Below are 21372 nucleotides of genomic sequence, written 5' to 3'. Positions count from 1 at the left end.
CGAGGATGCGCTCCCGGATCCTCCACGCCCGCGAATCGTTCTGGTTCCTGCCCGCGCTGTTCGGAGTCGTCGCCGTCGCGCTCGCCTTCGGCCTGATCGAGCTCGACCGCGTCCTGATCCGCGCGGGTGTCAGCGACATCCCCCTGGTCGAGGACCTCTCGGCGACCGGCGGCCGCGCGATCCTCTCGGCGATCGGCGGCACGATGCTCGGTGTCGCGGCCACCTCGTTCTCGATCACGATCTCGGTGCTGGCGACCACCTCCTCCGCCTACGGACCCCGCCTCGTGCGCAACTTCATGGCGGACCGCGGCAACCAGGTCGTGCTCGCGGTGCTGACCTCGACGTTCCTCTACTCGCTGATCGTGCTGCGCTCGGTGCACACCGAGGACGACTCGTCGCTCGCCTTCGTGCCGGTCGTCGCGGTCGGGTTCGCGGTGCTGCTCGCGGTCGGCGACGTCGCGGTGCTCGTCTACTTCATCCACCACATCGCGCTGTCGGTGCAGGTGACGACGCTGCAGAAGCGCGTGCTGTCGGAGCTCGAGGCGGTCATCGAGCGGCTGCACCCCGAGGGCGACGAGCCGGGCGGCGACGCGCCCCGGGGGAGCGCGACCCTGGCCGCGCCCCGCGGAGGCTACGTCGAGCAGATCGAGATCGAGCGGCTCGTCGAGCTCGCGCGGCGCGACGGCGCGGTGCTGCGGGTGCTGGCGCTGCCGGGCGATCACGTGCTGACCGGCGATCCGGTGCTCGAGGTCGCCTGCCCGTCGTCGGGGCTCGCGGAGGCGGCGCTCGCCGCCGTCGTCATCGCCGACGCCCGGACGCCCTACCAGGACGTGCGCTACGCGGTGCAGCAGGTGGTCGAGATCGGCGTGCGCGGGCTCGCGACCGGCACGAACGACCCGTACACCGCGGTCGGCGCGGTCGATGCGCTGACCGGCGCGCTCGTCTCACTCTGCGACGGGCCGGCTCCGCGCACGCACTACCGCGACGCGGACGGCGCCGTCCGGCTCGTCTGCGAGTGGCCGCAGGTCGAGGCGCTGCTCGCCGAGGTGTACCTGTCGCTGCGCGCCTACGCGATGGACCAGCCGCTCGTCGTCCGCGCGGGCATCCGGCTGGCGCAGCGGCTCGAGCCCGTGGCGCGGGGAGGCGCGCGGGACGAGCTGCGGCGCCAGATCGGCGCGTTCGCCGACGCCTACGCGGCGGGCGAGCGCGATGCGCTGGAGGCGCCGGCCGTCCGCGCCGACCTCGAGGCGCTCGAGTCGCGGCTGTCTGCGGCGCAACAGCCGCAGAAGTAAGGCTGAACGGCCGGATCTGCGGAGAATCCGTGAGTTCGCCGCTCTCAGCCTTGGTTGTGGGGCCGTCCCGCCTCCGACCACAGCTCTGCGATCGCCGCCGTGAACTCCGCGCGCAGCCGCGCCTTCTGCTCGGGCGGGCAGAACGCCGCCTCCACCCCGTTCAGCGCGATCGTGCACGCGTCGTCGACGCTCAGCCCGAGCGCGGGGAGCGCCTCGCGGTACTCGCGCTCGAGGTCGGTGCGGAAGAACACCGCGTCGTCGGTCGAGACCGTCACGCGCAGGCCGGCGCGCACCATCGCGGCGATCCGGTGCGAAGGGTCGAGGGTCCAGCCCGAGCAGATCGTGGTCGAGACCGGGGTGGTGGTGAAGCCGATCCCGGAGTCGCGGGCCCGCGCGACGAGGTCGAGGTCGTCGAGGATCCGGTAGCCGTGGTCGATGCGGTCGACCTGCAGCTCGTCGAGGGCCACGCGCACCGCGTCGGGCTCGGAGCGGTCGGTCTCGCCGACGTGTGCCGTGAGCTTCAGCCCCGAGCGGCGGGCGAGCGCGAACGCCTCCACGAACCGGGCCGGATCCTCGGTGCCCTCAGGGGTCAGGTCGTCCATCCCGAGCGCGAGCACGCCGTCGCGCGGGTGCGCGCGGATCTGCTCGACGAGCTCGACCGCGCTCGCCGCGGAGTCGCGGCGGTTCACGGCGACGACGATCCCGAATCCGACACCGAGGTCGGTCTCGGCCGCGCGCAGCCCGTCGAGGATCGGGTCGAGCAGGTCCGCATAGCCGAGCCCGCTCCAGCCGAGGAACGCGACATCGGCGAAGTACTGCGGATTGATCGCGTACTCGCGGTAGCGCAGGCCCTGCGCGGCCGCCGCGCGCACGCCGTCGTACGCGACCGTCGCCAGATCGGCCGGTGTCCGCAGCACGCGGTGGGCGGCGCGGAAGGCGACCAGGAACTCCTGCAGATCGGCGAAGTCGAAGAGCGTCGCCGGGTCGTCGGAGGCCAGCGGCACCCCGTAGGCATCGGCCGCCGCGATCAGGTGCGCCGCCGACATCGTCGACGCGAAGTGGCAGTGCAGCTCGGTCTTGGGCAGCCGCCGGAGCAGCTCGTCGTCGTTCATGCGCGCCGCTCGTGCGCGAGGACCGACATCAGCACCTCGTCGTGGAACGACCCCGCGTGGAACACCGCGTCCCTCCGCCGGCCCTCCTCCGTGAAGCCGGCGCGGCGGTAGGCGGCCTGCGACCGGGTGTTGAAGGCCGCCGTGCCCAGCTCGATGCGATGCAGGCCGAGCTCGTCGAAGCCGTAGTCGACCGCGACCCGGACCGCATCCGGTCCGAGCCCGCGGCCCACGGCGTGCGGCCCAAGGATGATCGCGAGGGTCGCGCAGCGCTGCGGCAGCCCGCCTCCGTAGAGGGTGACGTGACCGGCGAGCGAGTCGTCGGCGAGCTCGACGACCGCGAAGCCGACCGCGCCGGCCGTCGCGTTCGCGCTCCAGCCGCGCAGCGCCTCCGCCGCCGCCCCGGCGGGACGCGGCAGCACCGTCGTGTGCTGCAGCACCGCCTGCGCGGGGTCGTTCCACCACGTGTCGATCGCCGCGAGGTCGTTCTCGGTGGCGGGGCGGAGGCGCGTCCGCTCGCCGCGCAGCAGGCCCGCCCCGTAGGCGGTCGCCGCATCCTGATCGGTGAAGGCGCTCATGCCGACCAGCCTGCCAGGCCCGTCCGGGTTCAGCCGAGGTCGAGGCGGTGGCGAGGGGCCGTGAGCAGACTCGCGGAGTCGACGCTCGCCCGGCCGGGGACGCGCCGATCGCGGACGCGGGCGTCGACGAAGACGGTCGAGTCCTCGCGCCACGGGAGGATCCGCACGCGCACGGGCTCGGAGGCGAGGGCCTCGCGCCAGGGCGCCAGGTCGATCTCCCATGCGCGGCCCGACCAGAACTGATCGGCGACGAGCACCCCGCCGATCTCGATGCGCGCGACGTCGCCGCTCCACTCGAGGACGAGGACCGTGGCCGCGTCCGGAGCCGGCCCGGACACCGGGATCTCGATGACGGCTGCGTCATCGAAGTCGCTGTCCAGCGGAGCCGACAGACGGCCCATCGACCCGCCGCGACGCTCGGGCGCGGGGGAGGACTCGGCGCGCACGACCGTGACGGGCAGCTCGCGGAGCGGCTCGTGCGCGGGGAGCCGGAGGCGTTCGAACGCGAGCGACGGCGTGCGCAGGATCGAGACCTCGGCGGAGTCGCTCCAGCGCTCCAGCACGATCCCCTGCTCGTCCACCGTCACTCCGCCGTCGAAGAGCATCACGATCGGCTCGCCGGCGATGTCGACCCGCCACAGCCTCGAGGCGGTGCTGTCGTCGAGGATCACGAACCTCGTGTCTCCGACGGTGACGACGCAGTCCCGCCCGGGCGCACTATCCGGGCGCCAGCGGTCGCCCGAGCGCGATGCTCCGACGACCGCAGCCTCGGTCTCGAACTCCAGCTCGACCGGGATCCCCTCGGTCGCGGCGAGGATCACCACGGTCGTGGCTCCGTCGCTGATCTCGGTGATCGGCTGCGCCGTGGCCGAGACGGCGCGGAGCGACCCGAACGGCCGGCGCACGGGCCAGGCGAGGAAGGCGCCGGCCGGGATCGCCGTCGGCTCGGCCGGGAGCATCGTCACGCGATCATCGATCGCGACCGGGAGGCGCACGCCCTCGACGCGGGGGAGCGGCGCCGCGGCCGGCTGGCGGTTCGTCACGAAGACGTAGCCGCCCTCGGCGTCCGCCCGCGTCGCCCAGCGGACCCCGGCCTCCGGCGAGCCCACCGTGACCGTCATGCCCGTCAGCTCCCCGCCCCAGCGCTCGAGGAACAGGTGCTGGCGGCGCAGCAGGTGGTAGTGCGGGCGCAGCGTCCCCGCCGCTCCGATCGGCGCGAAGAAGTCGTAGTCCTTCCGCGGCATGTCATTGGGGTAGTCGCTGTCGTGCGACTCCTGCGTGCCCGCGCCCCCCGCCCCGGTGACCTGCGTGGTGCCGTGGTAGAGGTAGAAGCCCTGCCAGGCCGAGCCGCTGCCGATCTTGGTCAGCGCGAGCGCGGCGATGTCCTCGCCGTCGACGAGCGGGCGGCGGTGGTAGGCGGTGGTCATCCCGCCGCCCAGCTCGCAGGTCAGGAACGGGTAGCGGTGGTCCTCCGCGATCGGCTGCGCGGGCGCGGGGTCGCCGCGGACGTCGGCTCCCACGGACAGGTCGTCGCGCACCGTCGAGTACTCGAAGTGCATCCGCCCGAAGGCGGGCCACTCCACGTCCGCCTCCTCCCAGAAGCCGTCCGAGTAGCCGGCGTAGACCGGGGCGACCCGGTCCAGCGGCAGCTGCGCGCCTCCCCAGCCCGTCGCCACCCAGAGTGGAGCCGCCATGCCGGCGCTCTCGGCCAGGTCGCGCAGGCGCGCGAGGTGCTCGGGCTGGTCGTAGAGCTCGTTGTCGACCTGGATGCCCACGATCGGCGAATCGGGGTGGCCGGAGTCGCGGAACAGCCCGCGCAGCTCCCGAGCGATGCCGCGGAACCAGCCCTCGACAAGCTCGAGGTACGCGGGATCGTTCGTACGGTGCCGGATCGGCAGCTCCTGCAGCCAGTCGGGGAACCCGCCGTGGCGCGCCTCGCCGTGCGCCCAGGGTCCGATGCGGAGCATGACCGACAGGCCTGCGCGCCGGGCCTCCTCGACGAAGCGCCGCAGGTCGAGGTGGCCGTCGAAGCGGCGCTCGCCGCGGGTCTCCTCGTGCAGCATCCACAGCACGTAGGTCGCGACGACATCGACGCCGCCCGCGCGGATCTTCCGCAGCTCGTGCTGCCAGCGCTCCGGGCGGTCGCGGCTGAAGTGATACTCGCCCATCACAGGGAACCACGGCGCACCGTCGCGCGTCACCGAGATCGAGTCGAGGGCGATGGTCTCCGCCCGAGTGGCCGGCGGGGTCTGCTCTGCTGTCGACATCCCTCGACCGTAGGGCGGATCGACCCCGCGCCTCCAGCACGCGGCCGCGGTCTGCCTGGACGATCCTCTGATCGTCGGCTCAGTGCAGCGGCTCAGTGCAGCGGCGCCGTCGAGCTGCGCAGCACGAGGCGCGCCGAGACCGCCGTGCGCTCCTGGCGCTCGCCCGTCCGGATCCGCGCGGCGAGCATCCGGAGCGCCTTCTCGCCCAGGAGCTGGTGGTCGAGGTGCATGGTCGTCAGCGGCGGCGAGTAGTACTCGGTTTCGGGCATGTCGTCGACCCCGACGATCGAGTAGTCCTCGGGAGCAAACCGCCCGCGGTCGGCCATCGCCCGGAGGAAGCCGAGGGCGATCTGATCGTTGGCGGCCGAGACGGCGGTGAACGATTCGGGGTCGCAGAGGCGTCCCTGCTCGGCACCGGACCCCGCGTCCCATTCCCGGCACCGCAGCACCTCGAGCGGCTCGACCCCCGCCTCCGCGAGTGCCGCCCGGTAGCCGCGCTCGCGGTCGACGGCCTCGTTGCGGTTGCCGGGGCCGGCGACGTGGAGGATCCGCCGGTGCCCGAGCTCGAGGAGGTGGCGGGTGCCGAGGTAGCCGGCGCCGTAGGAGTCGGCGTAGGTCGAGTCCTCGGAGGGGCCCGCGTGCTCGGAGCGGGTGACGACCGGCACCGAGGCGGAGATGTAGTCGACGAGCTCGTCGAGCCCTTCGTAGGGCGTGCCGACGATGATGCCGTCGACCTGGAACGACAGAAGCTTGTCGACGGCGTGCAGCATCTCGAGCCGCGCGCTCGGCTCGCGCGGGTCGACCTCGAGCAGCGCCGTGATCAGCGAGAGCCCCTCGGAGCGGGCGGCGCGGCTGACGCCGGTGAGCAGCTCGGAGTGGCCGTAGTTGAGGGGTCCCATCGCGAGGAACCCGACGGTGTCGGTGCGCTGCACGCGGAGGTTCCGGGCGACGCGGTTGTGCCGGTAGCCGAGGTCGGCGATGGCCGCCTCGATGCGCCCGCGGGTGGCCGGAGCGACGTAGCCGCCGGTGAAGAAGCGCGAGACGGTCTGCGCCGAGACCTCGGCGTGACGGCCGACGTCGGCCATGCTCGGCCGCGCGCGGGGGGAGGGGAGGCTCGACATCGCTGCTCCTCGCTGTGTCCGGGCTCACTCTAGCGAGCGACTCGGCCGTTACTTGATCGTGACCTATCAACCGGTTGGACGCATTGTCACCCGAATGTGTTATCGATAACGTATCCCTCATCCGCCGCCGGGATCGATGCGAATCGGCCCTGCGGATCCGACGTCGATGTCGCGCTGCCCGCGATGTCGCGCAGCGAAAGGACGCGACGATGCGTGCTCTGACCCGAAATGCGACCCGCTCCCTGGCCTTCGCCACGGGTGCCCTCCTCCTCGCCGGTCTCGCCGGCTGCTCCTCCGCGGGCGGCGACTCCGGAGGGAAGACCGAGCTCACCTGGTTCAAGCTCACCGAGTCGGCCGAGTCGGCCAACACGACCATCAACGAGATCGTCAGCGACTTCGAGGCGGCCAACCCCGACATCACGATCAAGGTGGAGGAGCGCGCGACCGACGCCCACAAGGATGCGCTGCGCACCACGCTCGGCACGAGCGGCGCCCCCGACGTCTTCTTCTCGTGGGCGGGCCCGGGCCTCGGCGGCGAGTTCATCGACGCCGGCGCCAGCCTCGACCTCGAGAAGTACTACGACGAGTACGGCTGGGCCGACCGCTTCTCCGACACCACGATGTCGACCGTCACCCAGTACGGCGGCTACGACGGCGTCCCGTACACGCAGCGCACCGAAGCGGTCTTCTACAACAAGGACCTCTTCAGCCAGGCGGGCATCGACGCCGCTCCCACCAGCTACGACGAGCTCGTCGAGGACGCCGGGAAGCTCAAGGACGCGGGCATCACCCCGTTCGAGTTCGGCGGCACCGTCAACTGGCACGTGATGCGCCTGCTCGACAGCCTCCTCGAGACCGAGTGCGGCGCCGACGGCTACCAGGCCCTCGTGACGGGGGAGGCGAGCTGGGCCGACGAGTCCTGCGTCACCGACACCTTCACCGAGTTCGCCACCTGGACGAAGGACTACGTCAACGACGGCTTCGTCTCGATCAACAACGACGAGTCGAGCTCGCTCTTCTTCTCCGGCAAGGCCGCGATGGCGATCGAGGGCGACTGGTTCAACCAGCAGGTCCGCGACGCGGGCATGAAGGAGGACTCGGTGGGCATCTTCGCCTTCCCGACCGGCACCGACCGCGTCTACGGCTTCAACGAGAACAACTACATCTCGGCGAACTCCGAGCACCCCGACGAGGCCGCGAAGTTCCTCGACTACCTGACCTCGGCCGAGGCTCAGCAGAAGTTCATCGCCACCTTCGGCAGCCGCTCGGTCAACGTCGACGTCACCCCCGAGAACCAGAGCGCCTTCGACGCTCTCTGGGGCCCGATCACCGAGGCGGCCACCGGCGTCTACATGAACAACGACCAGAACCTGTCGCAGTCGCAGACCACCGAGTACTGGCGCATCCAGAACCTGGTGGCGACCGGTGAGCTCGACCCGTCCGAGGCGGGGACCGAGTTCCAGAAGTTCATCGACCAGCAGTAGCCGGCGACGGGCGGAGGGGGCGGCGGCCCGGCGCCGCGCCCCCTCCGCCCCCGCGACGCCAGAGAGGTCCGACATGACGACATCCACCCCCGCCCGGCAGCGCACGAAGCGCCGCCGTGCCCTCGCCCGCTTCGGCGGCACCGGCTTCCTCGCCGCCCTCCCCTTCCTCGCCCCGGCGCTCGCCGCCTACCTGGTCTTCGTCGTCGGTCCGTCGCTCGAGTCGGTGCGGCTGAGCTTCTTCGAGTGGACCGGATTCCAGGGCGCACCGCAGGTCTTCGTGGGGCTGCAGAACTACGTCCGCATCTTCACGCAGGACCCGGTCTTCTGGACCGCCTTCTCGAACACCCTGATCTGGGTGCTGATGTCGCTCGTCATCCCGGTGGGGCTCGGCCTCGTGATGGCGCTGGCGCTCAACCGGCCGCTCTTCGGTCGCAACGCCTTCCGCTCCCTCTTCTACATCCCCGGAGTGCTCGCTCCGATCGCCATCGCGAACATGTGGCGCTGGATGTACAACCCCAACTACGGCGTCGGCGTGAACCTCGCGCAGCTCTTCAACCTGCCGTGGCTGGCCGACGTGCAATGGCTGGGCGACAAGAACCTGGCGCTCTACTCGATCTTCGCCGCGTTCGTCTGGCAGATCGCGGGCACCAACATGGTGCTGTTCCTCGCGGGCCTGCAGAGCGTCTCGCCCGACCACGTCGAGGCGGCGAAGCTCGACGGTGCGAACGCCTGGCAGGTGTTCCGCAACGTCACGCTGCCGGCGCTGCGGCCGACCACCGTCGTCGTCGTGGTGCTCACGATCATCAACTCGATCAAGGTCTTCGACCTGATCGTCGGCATGACCGGAGGCGGCCCCGCGCAGCAGACGCAGGTGCTCGCGCTGTGGTCGTTCCAGCAGTCCTTCAACAACCACGAGTACGGCCAGGGCAACGCGATCGCCACGGTCCTGCTCGTGATCACCCTCGTCATCGTCGTCCCCTACATGGTGTGGACCGCGCGTCAGGAGAAGAACGCATGACCGTCACGAGCATCCCGACGAGCGCGCCGGGCCTGGTCGAGCCGCCGAAGAAGCAGCGGCGCCCCGTCGGCGGCCGCGACTTCGTCCGCCTCGGCCTCTGGATCGCCCTGGTCTTCGCCGTGCTGATCTGGGCCGTGCCGCTGATCTTCATGGTCTTCACGTCGCTCAAGAGCGAGGCCGACATCTTCAGCACACCGGCCTTCGTGCCGCCCTGGTCGCCCGACTTCGGCAACTACGTCGAGGCGCTCGACCGCGGGAACCTGCTGACGGCCGGCGGCAACAGCCTGCTGATCGCGCTGATCAAGGTGCCCGTCGGGCTCTTCATCTCGGCCGCAGCGGCCTTCGCGCTCGCCCGGATGCGGTTCCGCCGCCAGCGCCTCCTGATGGGCGTCATCGCGCTCGGGGCGATGGTGCCGATCCAGGTCGCGATCGCGCCGCTGTTCCAGGTGATGAACGGGCTCAACCTGCTGAGCAGCAACGTCGGCATCATCCTGCCGTACATCGCATTCGGCCTGCCGTACCAGACCTTCATCCTCTACGGCTTCTTCCGTCAGATCCCGGAGGAGATCGACGAGAGCGCCAGGATCGACGGCGCCGGCAACTGGCGGCTGTTCCTGACGATCATCCTGCCGCTGGCCCGCCCGGCGCTCGCCGCGCTGTTCATCCTCGACTTCGTCTCGACGTGGAACGAGTACTCGATCGCGCTGGCGCTGCTGCAGAGCCAGGAGTCGTGGACGATCCCGCTCGCGCTGCAGGGCTTCCAGTCGCAGTTCACCAGCTCGTACGGGCCGCTCAACGCCTTCACCATCATGTCCGTGTTCCCCGTGCTGATCGTCTACCTGATGTTCCAGCGCTACTTCGTCGAGGGCGCCTTCGCCGGCGCCGTGAAGGGCTGACCGTGTCGCACGTCGCCGCCACCACCGAGCGCTTCTCGCGCGCCACGCGCCTGTTCGAGGTCCTCCGCGACCCGCGCGGGCACGAGATCGTCGAGCGCCACCTCCCGGGGCTCGCGCACTCGTCGATCCTGCACACCCTGCACAGCTACCCGGTGGGCCTCGTCGTCGACACGGAGGAGTCGCTCGACACCGCCGGCCGCGAGGCGCTGCTCGCCGAGATCGAGGCGATCCCGACCGAGGAGCCGGCTCCCGTCCGCGAGCAGGAGCAGTACGCCGCTCCGTCCGTCTCGTACGAGTCGGGCGAGGTGGAGCTCGGCTCGGCCGCTGTCGTCGCGCCGTCGTCCGTGCCGGTCTACGAGCGGTTCGAGGTCGAGCTGCGCGGTCCGTCGCACGGCAATCCCTTCGTCGACGTCGACCTGTCGGCGATCGTCGACGGGCCGGGCGGCGCCGTGCGCGTCCCGGGCTTCTACGACGGCGACGGGGTGTTCCGCCTCCGCTGGATGCCGGAGGCGCCGGGGGAGTACGCCTGGACGACCTCGAGCACCGCGCGCTCGCTCGACGGGATCACCGGCGCGGTCTCGGCGACGCCTCCGCTCGAGGGGCGGCACGGGCCAGTGCGCGTCGCCGACACGTTCCACTTCGCTCACGCCGACGGCACCCGGCACCGCCCGCTCGGCACCACCTCGTACGCGTGGACCCACCAGGGCGACGAGCTCGAGGAGCGCACCCTCGCGACGCTCGCCGAAGCGCCCTTCACGAAGATCCGGATGGGCGTGTTCCCCAAGTCGTACCTCTTCAACGAGAACGAGCCGGTGCTCTACCCGTTCGAGGGATCGCCCGAGGAGGGGTTCGACCACCGGCGCCCGTCGATCCCGTTCTGGAGGCACTTCGAGCACCGCATCGACCAGCTCGCCGCGCTCGGGATCGAGGCCGATCTGATCCTCTTCCACGCCTACGACCGCTGGGGCTTCTCGACGATGGACCCCGTCGCCGACGACCGCTACGTCCGGTACGCGGTGGCGCGCCTCGCCTCGTTCGCGAACGTCTGGTGGTCGCTCGCGAACGAGTACGACCTTCTCTTCGAGAAGACGGAGGAGGACTGGGAGCGCTTCGCCGCGATCGTCGTCCGCGACGACCCGTCGCGGCACCTGCTCTCGATCCACAACTGCCGCGAGTTCTACGACTACTCGCGCCCGTGGATCACCCACGCGAGCATCCAGCGGCAGGACGTCTACAAGACGTCGGAGTCGACGACCCAGTGGCGCCGCTGGGGCAAGCCGGTCGTGATCGACGAGTGCGCCTACGAGGGCGACATCGACCAGGGCTGGGGCAACATCACCGGAGAGGAGCTGGTGCGCCGCTTCTGGGAGGGTGCGCTGCGCGGCGGCTACGTCGGCCACGGCGAGACCTACGTGCACCCCGACGACGTGCTGTGGTGGTCGAAGGGCGGCGAGCTGCGGGGCACGAGTCCCGCGCGCATCGCGTTCCTCGAGTCGGTGCTGGCGGAGGGCCCCGCGAACGGCCTCGAGCCGATCCTGCTCGACTGGGACGTCCCGCGCGCCGGTGTCGAGGGCGAGTACTACCTCTACTACTTCGGCTTCGACCGCCCCACCTACCGCCGCTTCCTGCTCGAGCCCGACGTGTCGTACACGGTCGACGTCATCGACACCTGGGGCATGACCGTGGAGCGTTTGCCCGGCACCTACTCCGGCCGCTTCCGGATCGCCCTCCCGGGCCGCCAGTACATCGCGGTCCGCCTGCTGCGCGCGTCCTGACCCGCGGCCCCGCGAGGTAGCCAGTTCTCGCCGAGGCGCCGCGTACTCGGCGGTGTCTCGACGAGGAACTGGTTCCTTCGGCGACCTCGAGGTCAGGATGGCCCGCCGCGACGGCGATGCTCGACGACGTCTGTGGGAGTGACGCTCGGGGCCCCGGCCGATCGTAGGCTCGACGGATGGACGACACGCAGCCGCCGGCACGGGACGCGAGCGAGCCCGAGGTCGCTCCGACGCCGGAGCAGCGGGCGCTCCGGGCCATCCGCAACGTGAGCGAGGGCTGCGACCCGAGCATCGAGGCGTTCATGCTCTCGAACGAGTACACGGATCGACGTCTCGAGCAGCTGCGGAGCATCTGGACCCGCTGGCGCTCCCGCCGCTGACCCCGGGCGGCGTCGGGGGCCGGACAGCGGTCTCGATGGGCCCCTGCGGCGCTGCTCGACCAGCAGATCGGGGCCGGACGCTCCCTTCACCCTCGCCACGGGGCGTGAAACGGCATCGCTGCCCCCGGTCGAGGGGGCCTGCGCAGCCCGGACAGCGACGACCCTCCGGTGCCGGGCGCGGGCTAGGATTCGCGGGACGCGACCCGACGCGGATGGACGGAACCCGGCCGGCCACGATCGTCGGTGCGCCGGAACCCGGTGACCCCATGGATGCTCGACGACGCCTGCTGGTGGTGGCCGGCGCGGTCGCGGCGGTGCTCGTGGTGGGCGCGATCGCGCTCGACGCGACCGGCGGGAACGGCGGCGGCAACGCGTCCACGAGCAGCCCGGTCGCCGCGAGCTCGAGCGAGGCCGTCCCGACCTCGACCGAGGCCGTCCCGACCTCGAGCGCGACCGGCGCGACCACCCCGGGCGGGCTCGCCACCGTGACCCCGCCGACCCCCGTCGCGGAGGCCGACCCCTCGGCTCCGCTCGAGGTCTCGGGGCCGGCGCCCGCCGAGACGGGGCTGCCGAGCTCGGCTCCCCGCGCGGCCCTGATCACGCTGCCGCTGCCGGCCGCGGCGAGCGCCTCCCGCTCGGTGGTGGCGGGCTACCCCTCGAGCGTCGTCGCGGCGCTGCCCGGCTCGGTCGTGGCGTCGAGCTCGGTCGAGCCCGCGGGAGACGTGCTGCGCTCGGGCCTCACGGCGACCGTCGAACTCACGGCGGAGCAGATCACAGAGCAGTACCGGAGCTCGCTGGCCGAGCAGGGCTTCACCTCGGCGGCGGTCGACGCGCCCGAGGGCGGCTCCGCGATGCTCTTCACCGCCGGCGACGACACGGTGAGCCTCTCGGTGTCGCCGACCGGCACGCCCCGGATGAGCTACTCGCTGCTCTCGGTCCTGCACGCGTCGAGCGGCGGCTGAACGTGTACATCTCGCTGTCCGACCGGCCGGAGGGCTCGGCCGAGGAGCCGACTCGCGCGACCGGTCCGGCACGGGTCGCCCCGGCCGTGATCGCCCTCGGCATCGTGAGCCTGCTCACCGACATCTCGTCGGAGTCGACCGCCGCGATCCTGCCGTTCTACATCACTGCGGCGCTGGGGATGTCGACGCTCGCGTACGGCTTCCTCGACGGCCTCTACCAGGGCGTCAGCGCGTTCGTCCGGATCGGGGCGGGCTGGACGGCCGACCGCACCGACCGGCCCAAGCTCGTGGCGCTCGCCGGCTACGGGCTGTCGATGCTCGCCCGGCTGGGCCTGCTGGCGGGGAGCGGGCCGGCCGCGCTCACCGCCGTGGTCGCCGTCGATCGCGTCGGCAAGGGCATCCGCACCGCTCCGCGCGACGCGATGATCTCGGCGTCCTCCGACTCCGGCTCGCTCGCGCGCTCGTTCGGCGTGCACCGCATGCTCGACACCGTCGGGGCGACGATCGGGCCGCTCCTGGCGTTCGTCGTGCTCCTGCTCGTGCCCGACGGCTACTCGACCGTCTTCGTGGTCTCGGCCGCGTTCGCGACCCTCGGAGTGGTCGTGCTGCTCCTGTTCGTGCCGGATCTGCGCACGCGCGCGCCCGGCACCCCGACCCGGGCGCGGCTGCCGTGGCGCCGGCTGGGGGATCGGCGCCCGCGCCGGCTCCTGCTCGCCGCGGGCCTCCTCGGCGTGCTCACCGTCGGCGACGGCTTCGTCTACCTCGTGCTGCAGAGCCGGAGCGGCTTCGCGGCGCAGTGGTTCCCGCTGCTGTACGTGGGGACGAACGCGGCCTACCTCGCCCTCGCGATCCCCTTCGGGCGCCTCGCCGACCGCTGGGGTCGCGCGCGGATGTTCGCCGCCGGCCACGTGCTGCTGCTGGCCGTGTACGTGCTGGGGGCGTCGCCCGCCTCCGGTCTGCCCGCGACCCTCGCGTGCCTGCTGCTGCTCGGCGCCTTCTACGCGGCGACCGACGGGGTGCTGGCGGCCGTCGCCGGGTCGAGCGTCCCCGTCGAGATCCGCGCGAGCGGGATCGCGGCGGCCCAGACGGTCGTCGCCGTCGCGCGCCTGATCGCGTCGGTGGGCTTCGGCGCGCTCTGGCTCTGGCTCGGGCGGGAGGGCGCGATGATCGCGGTCGCCGTGGCGCTCGTGGCGGCGCTGCCGGTGGCGGTGCTGCTGCTGCGCGAGCGGTTCGCGGAGGAGTCGCGATGAGCGAGGTGCCGGGCCCCCGCCTCTCGGAGCGCGCCCGCTGGATCATCGCCGTCGTGGCCGCCGTCGCCCTGCTCGGCGGCGCGGCCGTGTACGGCGTGGGCGCGTGGTCGCGGTTCGAGGCGCGCGCGTCGGCCGGGTCCGCCGTCGCGGTCGCCACCGGGGTGCCGGCGGACGGCGACCGGATCGTGTTCCGCAACACCGCGAGCGGGCAGGGCTACGGGATGGTCGCCTCCGTGCCCCTGGCGGATCCGGGCGCGGCGCGCACGGTCACCGACCGGGCCTGCGACCGGGTGGCCGCCACCGCCGAGACGGAGCTGTGCCTGCGCACCGACCGCGGCGTGCTGACGACGTTCGAGGCGGTACTGACGGACGCCGACGGCGCGACGCTGCTCCAGTGGCCGCTGCCCGGCATCCCGAGCCGGGCGCGGATCGGCGACGGGATGCTGAGCACGACCGCGTTCGTCACCGGCCACTCCTACGCGCCGACCAGCTTCTCGACCCAGACCGTGATCCGGTCGCTGGACCCGGCGGTCCCGGACCCGGGCGATCTGGAGTCGTTCTCGCTGAGCGTCGCCGGTGCCCCGCTGACGGCCGCCGACCGCAACCTCTGGGGTGTCACCTTCGCCGAGGACGGCGACACCTTCTACGCGACCGCCGCCTCGGGCTCGCGCACCTGGCTGGTGCGCGGGAGCATGGCGGCGCGGACCTTGACGGCCATCCACGACACCGCCGAGTGCCCCTCGATCTCGCCCGACGGTACCCGGATCGCGTACAAGAAGGCCGCCGGCGGTGCGGTGCCGGACTGGCGCATCGCCGTGCTCGATCTCGCCTCGGGCGCCGAGACGATCCTCCCGGAGGAGCGCAGCGTCGACGATCAGGTGGTCTGGCTCGACGACGGCACGCTGCTGTACGGGATGCCGCGCGAGGACGCGCCCGGCGACACCGACGTGTGGTCGATCCCGGTCGACGGGGGCGGGAAGCCGGAGCTCTACCTCGAGCACGCGTGGTCGCCGTCGGTGGTGCGGCCCTAGGCGGAGCCGGTCAGCTGACGATCACCGCGGTGCTCCGGGGGCTCACCGTCGACCCATCGCCGACCGAGGCGAGCCGCCGCGCGAGCCGGTAGGCGTTGCGCGTCGAGTCGAGCGTCGCCGCCCCGGTGCCCACGATGTCGAACGCCGTGCCGTGAGCCGGCGTGCAGATCGGCAGATCGAGCCCGGCCTCCAGCGTCACCCCGCCGTCGAAGGCGCGGGTCTTCAGGGCGATCTGACCCTGGTCGTGGTACATCGTGACGATCCCGTCGAAGGAGCCGTCGAAGCCCCGCCGGAACAGGGTGTCGCAGGGGAAGGGCCCCGATGCGTCCAGTCCGGCGGCGACCGCTCGCTCCACACCGGGGCGGATCTGCGTGATCTCCTCGTCGCCGAAGAGGCCGTGCTCTCCGGCGTGCGGGTTGAGCGCGCAGACGGCGATCCGCGGGGCGATGATGCCCGAGTCGACGAGCAGATCGTGCAGCAGGGCGATCGACCGGACGACCCGCTCGGCCGTGACCAGGTCGGCGACAGCCCGCAGGGCGACGTGCGAGGTCACCCGCGACGTCCAGAACGTCTCCGTGACGTTCACCTCCGAGGCCGTGTGCGAGCCCCGGAGGCGGTTCTCGAACCAGCGCATCTCGTCCGGCTCGCTCATCCCGGCCTCGTGCAGCGACGTCTTGTTCAGCGGACCGAAGACGAGCCCGCCGATCTCGCCCGCCTCGTGCAGCTCGAGGCCGCGCTCGAGGCAGGCGAGCGCCCACCGTCCGCTCCCAGCGCTCACGGCGCCGCGAGCGGACGGCCAGGAGCCACTCGGCTCGACCACGCGGACGCGACCGGGTTCCAGCAGGTCGTCGAGGGCGAGCTCCAGACCGCTGCGGGCGAGCCCCTCGGTCAGCTCCTCCCGGGAGGAGACGACGACGAGGGGGTCGCCGGTCGAGCCGCGCAGCTCGTCGAGCAGCCTCGCGATGAGCTCGGGCCCGACACCGGCGGGGTCTCCGGTGGTCAGTGCCAGGGGGATCGTCATGAGCGTCCTTTCGTCGTCGGTGGGAGCGTCCTGGGCGGTTCGTCCGGGTCGCGGGGGGGGTCAGCCGGTGAAGTCCGGCGGCACCTTCGCCCCGGTGACCGGCCGTACGGTCGGGAACTCGGCGATCCGCAGGCGGGCGGTGCCGTACGGCACGAGCTCGATGGTGTTGATCCACCGCGCCGGCGCCGGGCCGTCCACCGGGTGGCTCGCGCTCGCTCCGTCGCGCTTCCACTCCGGGAGATCGCGGATGCCGACCGCGTGCACCGTGACCGGCGGGTCCGTGCGATCGAAGGGCACATCGCCCACCGGCGACCGGTGCACGGCCCACTCCTCGAGCGGTACCGGGGCGTCCGGATAGAGCGCCTGATTCCAGGAGCGCTGCGGGAACACCTCCCACTCGCCCATGCCTCGGGCGTCGGGGACGGGACGCCAGTACTCGTTCGGCGTCGCGACCATCACCAGCGGCCCGACCCGGACGCCGACCGCCTGGCGCTCCCGGCGGATGCGGCGCGGGCTCATCGGCAAGTGGAGGACGACCTCGTCGCCCTCGACCCAGAGCCGTTCGACGGTGAGGTAGCCGTCCTCGGCGGGCGTCGTGTCGTGGGACTCGCCGGCGACGGTGAGTCCGACCTCGCTCGCCCAGTCGGGCACGCGGAGCATCAGCTTCGTCGGCTCCCGTGTCGTCGAGGAGACCACGCGGAAGGTGACGGTCTCGGTGAAGGGGTAGTCGGTGACCTCCTCGATCACCAGCTCGCCGCCGCCGATGCTCGCGCGCACCTCGCTCGGCCCGTAGGCGGTCACGGCCAGCGCCTCGTCGCGGCGCATCCACAGCGCCGCGACGAACTTGGGCCAGCCCTGGTGGTAGTTGGCGGTGCAGCAGCCGAAGTGCGGCTCGAGGCCGAAGACGTTCGCCCCGTTGGTGCTGTACGACCAGTCGCGGTCGGCGGTGGACGCCTCGATCTGGTTCGCCTGCTGGTGGTACTGGTGGGCGACCATCCGCGGATCCGACGACGCGGGCAGCAGGTTGTAGGCGGCCCCCTCGAGGAGGTCGGAGTAGACGCCGCGCCCGGTGACGCGCGCGGCGATCTCCATCGTGAACATGTACTCGACGACCTGGCAGGTCTCGACGCCCCGGTTGGCCTCTCGGCCGGCGAGCCACTCGTCACCGGAGAAGAGGCCGTGCACCTGGCCGTGCCACCGGTCGAGGTTGGCCAGCGCGCGCTGGGTCGCCTCGTGGGCGTCCCCGCCGAGCATCAGGGCGCGGACGGCCGGATTCTTCAGCGCCATCGCGACGTTCGGCCCGTGGGTGCGGTGGTCGAAGTACATCGCCCGCCCGGTGATCAGGCCGTCCGAGAAGGCGTCGTCCCAGTCGGGTCCCTGGGTGAAGAGCATCTCGGCCAGGTGCGTCCACTCGTCACGAGGGGCGCGCTCGTGCACCCACGCCAGGGCGAGGACGTTCTCGGCGGCGCGGGCGGCGGCCCAGTCGTGCAGCGGGCGGTGCGGCAGCTCGCGCAGCTGGTGCTCGAAGTAGCGCTGCAGGAACGGCAGCACCCGCGGGTCGTCCGTGGACTCCGCGTGCTGCTGCAGCACTTTCGCCGCGACCATCCGCGGCCACCAGTCGTCGTTGCTCATCGGGCCGAACTGTCCGTCCGGCCTCTGGCTGTCCAGCATCCACTCGATCCACTTCTGTGTCCGCTGGATCAGGGCGTCATCGCCGAGCAGGTGCGCGAGTGGCACGAGCCCGTCGAGGTAGTAGGGACCGCGTTCCCAGCTCTCGCCGGGCCCGCCCAGCCAGCCGGAGTCGGGACCGAGGTCGTTCCAGATCTCCTCGATGTGGCCGGAGAGGCCGTCGGCCTGGATCCGGAGCTGGCGGCGCAGCCAGCCGGCGGGGCGCACGGATCCGAGTGGGAGCGCGTCGAAGGCAGCGTGTATCGGTACAGTTGTTTCCTTACGTCGTGAGAGGTGTCAGCCGCGCAGGGCGCCCTCGGTGAGACCACCGATGTAGAAGCGCTGCAGCAGCAGGTAGAGGACCAGGCAGGGCAGGATCGCGACGGTGGTGCCGGCCTGCAGGAGACCCCAGTCGATCGATCCGTAGGCGCCGGTCCGGATGTTGACGAGCATCACCGAGAGGGTGAAGGTCGAGCCGTCGTTCAGCAGCAGGAGCGGGATGAAGAACTCGTTCCACGACACCAGGAAGGCGAAGAGGGCGACCGTCACCACCCCCGGGAGCACGAGCGGCAGCGAGACCCGGAGGAACACGGCGATCGAGGAGGCGCCGTCGACGCGCGCGGCCTCCTCCAGCTCCACCGGGATCGCCTCGAAGCTGTTGCGCATCAAGAAGATGCTGAAGGGGAGCTGGAACACCGTGAGCACGAGACCCACCGCGATGAGGCTGTCCTGCATGCCCGCCCGGGCGAACATGAAGTAGAGCGGGAGGACGAGTGTGGCGTGCGGGACCATCAGCACGGCGATGACCGCGAGGAAGACGATGTTCTTGCCGCGGAACCGGAAGCGGGCGAAGCCGTACCCGCCCAGCGTCGCGATCACCATGGTGAGGACGACCGAGACCGTCGCCACGATCAGCGAGTTGCCCACGTACTGGCCGAGCCCCTCGCCGTTCTGCACGAGCTCGTCGTAGTTCGCGGTGCTCCACTCCTGGGGCCAGAGCGTGGGCGGTGCCGCGCTCGCCTCGCCCGGTGTCTTGAACGAGTTCAGCACGGACCAGAGCAGGGGGAAGAGGAAGAGGAAGGCCAGGACGATCCCCGTGACGTGGAACGGGATGCCCCGTGCGGTCGAGCGCCAGCCCTCCCGGCGCCGGGGCGGCGTTGTGTGCAGTGACGGCTCCGGGGGAGTCGTCGTGGGCGGCCGGGTGACGGTGGTGCTCATTTCTCGGATCCCTTCACCAGGCGCAGCTGCACGCCGTTGATCACCACGAGGGCGACGAGCATGATGATCGACAGGGCGGCGGCCTTGCCGAGGTCGAACGAGGTGAACGCCGTGTTGTAGATCGACATCACCATCGTCACGGTCGAGTTGTCGGGTCCCCCCTGCGTCATGACGGTGAACTGGTCGAAGGCCAGCAGTGATCCGGTGACCGAGAGCACGAGCAGGAGCGCGAGGGTCGGCCGCAGGAACGGCAGGGTGACGAAGAGGAACCGCTGCCACGCGTTGGCGCCGTCCATCAGGGCTGCCTCGTTGACGCTCGCCGGGATGGACTGCAGCGCCACCAGGAGGATCACCACCTGGAAGCCGACGAATTTCCAGACGATCATGAAGGTCACCGCGAGGGTCGCGCTCAGGGGAGTGTCGAAGAACCCGACCGGCCCGTCGACGATCCCCAGCCAGCGGAGCGCCTGGGCGAAGATCCCGACCTGGTCGTTGTAGTTCACGACCCACATCAGGCTCGCCGTCGACAGTCCGACGACGTAGGGAGCGAAGATCGCGATCCGGTAGAACTTCGCTCCGCGGCGGGTGGAGTTGAGGAACGCCGCGAGCACCATTCCCAGCACGAAGATCGAGACGGTGGCCAGCGCGGTGTAGCCGAGGGTGAAGAGGATCGCGCCGAGATAGCCGGGGTCGGTGAAGATCTCGACGTAGTTGCCCAGCCCGATGACAGTGGGTGACCCCAGCAGCGGCCAGTCGCTGAGCGACATGAATACGACGATGCCGAGGGGCAGGACGAACAGGACGAGGATCGTCGCGGCGGTCGGCGCGATGAACGCCCAGCCGGCGAGCTGCTCGCGCGAGGCGGCGGTCCGCCCGCGGGGACGGAGCGCAGGCGCCGTCCCCGCGGGAAGAGTTGTGGTCGCCACGATCAGTAGGCCCCGTCCAGCAGTGACTGGATCGCCGTCTGGCCGGTCGACAGCGCATCGGACTCGCCGTTGAACACGACACCGCGCAGCGCTGTCAGCCAGGGGCCGTTCGGGGAGTTGATCGCCTCGCCGTAGGCCAGGGTCGACGGGGTGTAGCCGTTCGCCAGGCCGGCGGTGATGGCGACCAGGCGCGGATCTCCGGCGGTGTACTCGTTCTCGGCGAGGTCGACGCGCACGGGGAGGTCGCCCGCTTTCGCGACGATCTCGACCTGCTGGTCCTCCTCCAGGGTCCACTGGATGAAGTCCCACGAGGCGTCCGCGTTCTTCGAGGTTCCCGAGATGCCGATGACGTCGCCGCCCACGAACGTCCCGGTCCCGGTGCCGTCGGCGGTCGCGAGCGGCATGTAGCCCCAGTCGAAGTCCACGGTCTCGTTCACGCTCGGGATCGAGTACGAGCCGTTCGGCCAGATGCCCGCCTTGCCCTGCAGGAAGGGCTCCTGCTGGGTGGTGGAGTCCCCGGTGGAGGCGCCGGGCGCGACGAGGCCGTCGGCGTAGAGGCGCTGGTACAGGCCGAACCAGTCCGCGAGCGCATCGCTGTCGATGTTCGCCGTCGCGCCGTCGTCGCTGAACGGCACGTCCTCGGCGGCCTTCGCCACTCCGAAGGAGGTGTAGGCGTTGCAGCCGGCGCAGTTGCCGGGGAAGTACGCGCCGTACGTGCCGTCGCCGAGCGCGGTGATCGCCTTCGCGGCCTCGTAGATGCCGTCGTAGGTGGTCGGCGGGTTCTCCGGGTCCAGGCCCGCCTGAGCGAAGAGGTCCTTGTTGTAGAAGATGAAGCTCGAGTCGACCTTGTGCGGCACGGCGTAGCTCGTGCCGTCGAAGGTGGACGCGTCGACGTGCGCCTTGACGAGATCGTCCGCGTAGGGGAGCTCGGCGATGCGGCCGGTGATGTCGAGGTAGACCGACTGCTTGGCGTAGTTCGGGGCGTAGACGACGTCGGAGGCGAGGATGTCGGGCAGGGAGCCCGCCCCTGCCGCTGCGCCGACCTTCTGCTGGAAGCTCTCCGACGCGACGATCGTCAGATTGATCTGCGTGTCGTGCGTCTCGTTGTACGCGTCGACGAGCGCCTCCGTGTAGTCCTGGGTGGAGGAGCGCGCCCACATCGTGAGCTCGCTCGCCTCGCCGGAGCCGGTGCTGCCGCCCGCTGCTCCGCACGCTGAGAGTGCCAGAGTCGCGGCCAGGACGGTCGCGCCGCCGACCGTGAATCGCGTCGGTCTGTTCATGATTTCTCCTCTTCGAGATGATGAAGCCGTGGTGCTCACCCAGTGTCGAAGGCAGAGTGCGCACAAAGCAAAACTTTCTCAACATTTCTCAGATCC

The 21372-nt window shown here is 71.3% G+C and carries 18 protein-coding genes; 9 read left to right on the top strand and 9 right to left on the bottom strand.

The window, feature by feature from the left end; translation table 11 throughout:
- Nucleotides 1-5 precede the first annotated feature (5 nt).
- The gene (locus ASG06_RS04535; RefSeq protein ID WP_056039088.1) at nucleotides 6-1292 is read left to right on the top strand and encodes a DUF2254 domain-containing protein; all 1287 of its coding nucleotides are present in this window, start codon (nucleotides 6-8) and stop codon (nucleotides 1290-1292) included.
- Between the two features lie 44 nt (nucleotides 1293-1336).
- Here the strand turns inward: ASG06_RS04535 and add are convergent, their stop codons facing one another.
- The 4 genes from add to ASG06_RS04515 all read right to left on the bottom strand — a co-directional run bounded on the left by add (nucleotide 1337) and on the right by ASG06_RS04515 (nucleotide 6367).
- Nucleotides 1337-2404, bottom strand: a complete 1068-nt coding sequence (add, locus tag ASG06_RS04530) for an adenosine deaminase (RefSeq protein ID WP_056039079.1) — start codon at nucleotides 2402-2404, stop codon at nucleotides 1337-1339.
- The gene (locus ASG06_RS04525; protein ID WP_082498935.1) at nucleotides 2401-2979 is read right to left on the bottom strand and encodes a GNAT family N-acetyltransferase; all 579 of its coding nucleotides are present in this window, start codon (nucleotides 2977-2979) and stop codon (nucleotides 2401-2403) included. Before ASG06_RS04525 ends, add begins: the two co-directional genes overlap by 4 nt.
- 29 nt (nucleotides 2980-3008) lie before the next feature.
- Nucleotides 3009-5246 (bottom strand): beta-galactosidase, encoded by a 2238-nt coding sequence (locus ASG06_RS04520; RefSeq protein WP_056039076.1) that lies wholly within the window; start codon nucleotides 5244-5246, stop codon nucleotides 3009-3011.
- Between the two features lie 92 nt (nucleotides 5247-5338).
- Nucleotides 5339-6367 carry a LacI family DNA-binding transcriptional regulator gene (locus ASG06_RS04515; RefSeq protein WP_056039061.1) on the bottom strand — a complete coding sequence of 343 codons (1029 nt, stop codon included), beginning with the start codon at nucleotides 6365-6367 and terminating at the stop codon, nucleotides 5339-5341.
- A gap of 209 nt (nucleotides 6368-6576) precedes the next feature.
- Here ASG06_RS04515 and ASG06_RS04510 point away from each other — a divergent pair, with 209 nt between their 5' ends.
- The 8 genes from ASG06_RS04510 to ASG06_RS04475 all read left to right on the top strand — a co-directional run bounded on the left by ASG06_RS04510 (nucleotide 6577) and on the right by ASG06_RS04475 (nucleotide 15163).
- Nucleotides 6577-7851 carry an ABC transporter substrate-binding protein gene (locus tag ASG06_RS04510; RefSeq protein WP_056039060.1) on the top strand — a complete coding sequence of 425 codons (1275 nt, stop codon included), beginning with the start codon at nucleotides 6577-6579 and terminating at the stop codon, nucleotides 7849-7851.
- Nucleotides 7852-7924: 73 nt separating this feature from the next.
- Complete coding sequence (locus ASG06_RS04505) at nucleotides 7925-8869, top strand: carbohydrate ABC transporter permease (protein ID WP_082498934.1); 945 nt, start codon at nucleotides 7925-7927, stop codon at nucleotides 8867-8869.
- Nucleotides 8866-9765 carry a carbohydrate ABC transporter permease gene (locus ASG06_RS04500; RefSeq protein WP_056039059.1) on the top strand — a complete coding sequence of 300 codons (900 nt, stop codon included), beginning with the start codon at nucleotides 8866-8868 and terminating at the stop codon, nucleotides 9763-9765. The genes ASG06_RS04505 and ASG06_RS04500 overlap by 4 nt, the downstream gene beginning before the upstream one ends.
- A gap of 2 nt (nucleotides 9766-9767) precedes the next feature.
- Nucleotides 9768-11540, top strand: a complete 1773-nt coding sequence (locus ASG06_RS04495; protein WP_082498933.1) for a DUF5605 domain-containing protein — start codon at nucleotides 9768-9770, stop codon at nucleotides 11538-11540.
- A gap of 176 nt (nucleotides 11541-11716) precedes the next feature.
- A complete protein-coding gene (locus ASG06_RS04490; protein ID WP_056039056.1) occupies nucleotides 11717-11920 on the top strand; it encodes a hypothetical protein in 204 nt (67 codons plus the stop codon).
- Between the two features lie 266 nt (nucleotides 11921-12186).
- Complete coding sequence (locus ASG06_RS04485; protein ID WP_156465858.1) at nucleotides 12187-12882, top strand: hypothetical protein; 696 nt, start codon at nucleotides 12187-12189, stop codon at nucleotides 12880-12882.
- Nucleotides 12883-12884: 2 nt separating this feature from the next.
- Entirely contained in the window at nucleotides 12885-14132 is a 1248-nt protein-coding gene (locus ASG06_RS04480) for an MFS transporter (protein ID WP_056039051.1), read from the top strand.
- Nucleotides 14129-15163, top strand: coding sequence for a TolB family protein (locus tag ASG06_RS04475; protein ID WP_156465857.1), 1035 nt, complete (start codon nucleotides 14129-14131; stop codon nucleotides 15161-15163). The genes ASG06_RS04480 and ASG06_RS04475 overlap by 4 nt, the downstream gene beginning before the upstream one ends.
- A 10-nt stretch (nucleotides 15164-15173) precedes the next feature.
- On the opposite strand, the gene ASG06_RS04470 is transcribed toward ASG06_RS04475, so the two are convergent.
- From ASG06_RS04470 to ASG06_RS04450, 5 genes are all read right to left on the bottom strand, one after another.
- Complete coding sequence (locus ASG06_RS04470) at nucleotides 15174-16184, bottom strand: PdxA family dehydrogenase (protein ID WP_056039049.1); 1011 nt, start codon at nucleotides 16182-16184, stop codon at nucleotides 15174-15176.
- 60 nt (nucleotides 16185-16244) lie between these two features.
- Nucleotides 16245-18080 (bottom strand): beta-L-arabinofuranosidase domain-containing protein, encoded by a 1836-nt coding sequence (locus tag ASG06_RS04465; RefSeq protein ID WP_056039045.1) that lies wholly within the window; start codon nucleotides 18078-18080, stop codon nucleotides 16245-16247.
- Nucleotides 18081-18149: 69 nt separating this feature from the next.
- Complete coding sequence (locus ASG06_RS04460) at nucleotides 18150-19070, bottom strand: carbohydrate ABC transporter permease (RefSeq protein ID WP_082498931.1); 921 nt, start codon at nucleotides 19068-19070, stop codon at nucleotides 18150-18152.
- The gene (locus tag ASG06_RS04455) at nucleotides 19067-19996 is read right to left on the bottom strand and encodes a carbohydrate ABC transporter permease (RefSeq protein WP_056039042.1); all 930 of its coding nucleotides are present in this window, start codon (nucleotides 19994-19996) and stop codon (nucleotides 19067-19069) included. The genes ASG06_RS04460 and ASG06_RS04455 overlap by 4 nt, the downstream gene beginning before the upstream one ends.
- A gap of 2 nt (nucleotides 19997-19998) precedes the next feature.
- Nucleotides 19999-21276, bottom strand: a complete 1278-nt coding sequence (locus ASG06_RS04450; protein ID WP_056039040.1) for an ABC transporter substrate-binding protein — start codon at nucleotides 21274-21276, stop codon at nucleotides 19999-20001.
- Nucleotides 21277-21372: the final 96 nt, after the last annotated feature.

The organism is Rathayibacter sp. Leaf185 (assembly GCF_001423885.1).
GTDB lineage: Bacteria > Actinomycetota > Actinomycetes > Actinomycetales > Microbacteriaceae > Rathayibacter.
The sequence above is the reverse complement of the archived record's forward strand: the minus strand, read 5'-3'. Positions and strand labels throughout refer to the sequence as shown.